General features: G+C 71.2%; 1 protein-coding gene. It reads right to left on the bottom strand.

The genetic code is table 11. From position 1 onward, the window contains the following. Window positions 1–4,795, bottom strand: a 4,795-nt coding sequence (locus ACFWI9_RS32925) for an SDR family NAD(P)-dependent oxidoreductase (protein WP_387168580.1), incomplete at both ends; no start/stop codon positions are given.

The following is a 4,795-nucleotide window of genomic DNA, read 5'->3' as shown; positions in this document are numbered from 1 at the left end:
GTTCCGCCTGCGCCCGCAACGCCGTCTCACCACGCGCCGACAACACCCACGGCACAGCGGGAAGAACAGGAGCAGCGGTTTCACTCTCCTCCGCAAGCTCGACAGCCTCTTCAAGGATGACGTGCGCGTTGGTGCCGCTGAAGCCGAACGACGAGACGCCGGCCCGGCGCGGATGCCCGTTGTGCTCCCACGGGCGGGCCTCGGTGAGGAGTTCCACCGCACCCGCCGACCAGTCCACATGCGGCGAAGGCTCGTCCACGTGCAGCGTCCGGGGCAGGACCCCGTGCCGCATCGCCATCACCATCTTGATCACACCGCCGACACCAGCAGCCGCCTGCGCATGCCCGATGTTCGACTTCAACGACCCCAACCACAACGGCCTACCGTTCTCCGGCCGTTCCTGGCCGTAGGTGGCCAACAAGGCCTGGGCCTCGATCGGATCACCCAGCGTCGTGCCGGTCCCGTGTGCCTCCACGGCATCCACATCCGCGGCCGTCAGTCCGGCTGATGCCAGAGCCTGCCGGATCACCCGCTGCTGCGACGGGCCGTTCGGCGCGGTCAGCCCGTTAGACGCACCGTCCTGGTTCACCGCCGAACCACGCACCACCGCCAGCACCCGGTGCCCGTTGCGCCGCGCGTCCGACAGACGCTCCAGAACCAGCACACCCACACCCTCGGACCAACCGGTCCCATCCGCCGTCGCCGAGAACGCCTTGCAACGGCCATCAGCCGACAAACCGCGCTGACGGCTGAACTCCACAAAGCTGTCGGGAGTGGCCATCACCGCGACACCGCCCGCCAGAGCGAGGGAGCACTCTCCGCGCCGTAGCGCTTGGCCGGCCAGATGGAGGCTGACCAGGGACGAGGAACAGGCGGTGTCCACCGACATCGCGGGACCTTCCAGGCCCAGCGTGTAGGAGACGCGGCCGGCCACGACGCTGCCCGAGCTGCGGCCGGTCAGGTAGTCGTGGTACATGACGCCGGCGAAGACACCGGTTGGGCTGCCCTTCAGGCCGGCCGGACGGATGCCCGCGTGTTCCAGGGCCTCCCAGGCGGTCTCCAGCAGCAGGCGCTGCTGCGGGTCCATGACCAGCGCCTCGCGTGGGCTGATACCGAAGAACGCCGAGTCGAACTCGGCCGCGTCGTGCAGGAATCCGCCGTGCCTGACGTAGCTGCTGTCCGGTCGGGACATCTCGGGGTCGTAGAGCCGTTCGACCTCCCAGCCACGGTCGGCCGGGAACTCGGATATTCCCTCGATGCCCTCCGCGACCAGGCGCCACAGGTCGTCCGGGCCTGTGACACCGCCGGGGTAGCGGCAGGCCATGCCGACGATGGCGACGGGTTCGTCGGTGCCGGTCGTCGCGCCCTCGGACGGTGTCGCCGCCGTGGCGGTCCGGGCCGCTGCGGCGATGTCCTCACGGGCGCCGAGCAGTTCCTCCATCAGCCGGTCGGCGAGGGCTCTGGCGCTCGGGTAGTCGAAGACGACGGTGGTCGGCAGCGGCACTCCGCTGACGGCCTTCAGCCGGTTCCGGAGTTCCAGCGCGGTCAGCGAGTCGTAGCCGAGTTCCAGGAAGGCCCGGTCGGGGTCGATGGGGTCTGCTGAGGCGTGGCCGAGCACCCAGGCGGCGTGGCTGCGGACGAGGTCGAGCAGGGTGTCGCGGGCCTGAGTCTCGGGAAGCGCGGCCAGCTTCCCGGCGAGGCTTCCGGCTCCGGGGGCACCCTCGCCCGCAGTCGTGGGGGCGCCGGCCGTCGGACGTGCCGGGCGGTGCGCGGCGCGTGTGGTCGGGCGCAGCAGGGGCGGGAGTTCCGTACCGCCGCCGATCCAGGCACCTCGGCGCCGGGTGTGCAGTACGGCCGTGTTCAGAACGAGAGGGGCGAGCACGTGGTGTTCGGTGCTGAGTGCCTGGTCGAACAGGGCGAACGCCTGATGGGTCTTGATCGCGGGGACGCCCAGGGAGCGGATGCGGTTGAGGTCCACCTCGGTGAGCTGGGCGGTGAGGCCGACCGGCGGATCCCATGTGGCGTACGCGAGTGAGGTGGCGGGCAGGCCGGTCGCCCGGCGGTGCTGGGCGAGGGCATCGAGGAAGACGTTGGCGGCGGCGTAGTCGCCCTGTCCCGCCGCGAGGATGAGACCGCCGGACGAGGAGAACATGACGAACGCCGTCAGGTCCAGGTCTTTGGTGAGGAGATGCAGGTTCCAGGCGGCGTCGGCCTTGGGACGCATGACGCGTTCCATGGACGCGGGGGTGAGGGTGGTGACGAGGCCGCCCTCGGCGATGCCTGCGGTGTGCACGACGCCTCTGAGGGGGCGGTCCGCGGGGATCGCGGCAAGCAGACCGGCCAGCGCGTCCCGGTCGGTGACGTCGCACGCCTCGACCCGCACCTCGGCACCAGCCGCGGACAGCTCCGCCACCAACTCCGCCGCACCCTCCGCGGCCATCCCGCTCCTGCTGATCAGCAGCAGCTGACGGACACCGTGCTCGCTGACCAGATGACGGGCGACCAGCGACCCCAGCCCCCCGGTACCGCCCGTGACAAGCACCGTACCGGCGGCATCCCAGGGGCTGTCCTGAGCTCCGTCCGCACCCGGCTGGATCGCGGACAGCCGGGGCATCAGCAATGTGGCACCGCGCAGAGCGAGTTCCCCTTGGTGGCTGCCGAGCGCCTCGGCCAGAACGGCCGGGTCGGGCCTCTCCGCGTCCGTGCCGGGGTCGAGGTCGAGGAGCCCGAAGCGGCCGGGCATCTCCTCGGCGGCGGCCCGTACCAGGCCCCAGACGGGGGCCTGCGCCACGTCGGCCACATCGGTCGCGCCAGTCGTCTCGGCGACACCGGGGCCCGCCCCGACCGCACCCCGCGTCACGACGACCAGGCGAGCAGCGGCGAGGACATCGTGCGCGAGCCACTCCTGGAGCACGGGCAGGACGCGACGGGTGAAGGAGCGCATCCGGTCGGGCAGGTGGGGAGTGGACTCGGCCGGGTCCCCGAGGCGGTGGGCGTCCAGGACGACCGCCTCGGGCAGCGGAGCGCCCTCGGCGACGGCGGCGACGAGCGCGGCCACGTCGGGATAGGCCGGTACGCCCGTGGCGGCGGGTCCGTCCGCGTACGCGGTCGTGTCCGGATGGGCGGGCGCGTCGAGGTCGGCGGGCATGTCGTGGCCGGCGACGCCGTGCGGGTCCGGCCCCAGAAACGCCCATGAGGTGGTCGGGGTCACCGGTCCGGGCACCGGCAGCCACTCCACCTGGTACAGGGCCTCGCGTTCCTCTCCCGCACCGCCGTCGAGCCGGTCGGCCGACACGGGGCGGGCGGTGATGTTCCGTACGTCGGCCACGGGCAGCCCGTGGGCGTCGGCGACCGCGACGGAGCCGCCGTCCGGGGAGACCCGCACGCGCAGTACCGCGGCCCCGGTGGCGTGAAGCTGTACACCACTCCACGAGAACGGGATGGACGGGCTCTCCTCACCCTCCTGCTCCTCCAGGATGCTGACGTGCAGTGCGGCGTCGAGCAGAGCCGGGTGCAGTCCGAAGGCAGCCGCTTCATCCAGGGCGCTGTCGGGGAGGGCAACCTCGGCGAACAGATCCCCGTCCCTTCGCCAAGCGGCACGCAGGCCTTGGAAGACCGGCCCGTATCCGAATCCGCGCTCGGTGAGACGGTCGTAGAAGCCGTCCGCGGACAGGGCGACGGCCCCTTCCGGGGGCCAGACCCGCAGGTCCACCCGAGGCGTGGCTTCGGCCAGGGCACCGGGCAGGACAACACCGGTGGCGTTGCGCGCCCACGGCTCGTCCTGGGGCGCGGACTCCGGCCGGGAGTGGACGAGCAGGTGCCGGGCTCCGGAGTCGTCGGGTCCTTCCACGACGATCTGTACGGCTACGCCCTCGTGCTCGGGCAGCACAAGCGGTGCCTGAATGGTCAGTTCGTCCAGGACCGGGCAGTCGACTCGGTCGCCCGCGTGGAGCGCGAGTTCCACGAAGGCGGTTCCGGGCAGCAGTGTGGTGCCCAGAACCGTGTGGTCGGCGAGCCAAGGGTGCGTGGTGAGGGACAGACGCCCGGTCAGCACCACGCCGTCGCTGCCGGGCAGCGGCACCACGGCTCCGAGCAGCGGGTGCTGCGCGGGCCGCTGCCCCAGTCCTGAGGGGTCACCGACGGTGGCCGCGGTATCCAGCCAGAAGCGGTCAGGCTGGAAGGGGTAGGTGGGCAGGTCGACGGTGCGGGCACCGCGTCCGTCGAAGAGGGAGGCCCAGTCGATGGTGACGCCTCGGGTGTGCAAGTCACCCAGGGTGGTGATGAGTTGGTTGGTCTCGGGTCGGTCGCGGCGTTGCACGGCGAGGAACACTGCCTGGTCGCCGCAGCCCAGCCCGGCCAGTACTGCTTGCGGGCCGATCTCCAGGAAGGTGCGTACGCCGTGTTCTTCGAGTGCCTGGATGCCGTCGTGGAAACGGACGGTCTCACGGACGTGCCGGACCCAGTACTCGGGATCGCGCAAGTCTGACGGGTCGGCCAGGCATCCGGTCACGTTCGACACAACCGGTATCCGCGGCTCGTGAAAGGTCAGCCCGGACGCCACCCCCCGGAACTCCGCGAGCATCGGCTCCATCAGGAGGGAGTGGAAAGCGTGGGAGACCGTCAACCGGGTCGTACGCTCGAAATGGCCGGCCAGCTCCGTGACAGCCTCCTCGTCTCCGGAGACCACCACAGAGGTAGGCCCGTTGACAGCGGCCACGGCTACAGCCATGTCGTCACGGTCGGCGATACGGTGCCGTACCTCTTCCTCGGTGGCCTGCACAGCGACCATCGCCCC

This window comes from Streptomyces sp. NPDC127084, assembly GCF_042724175.1.
Lineage (GTDB): Bacteria > Actinomycetota > Actinomycetes > Streptomycetales > Streptomycetaceae > Streptomyces.
The sequence above is the reverse complement of the archived record's forward strand: the minus strand, read 5'-3'. Positions and strand labels throughout refer to the sequence as shown.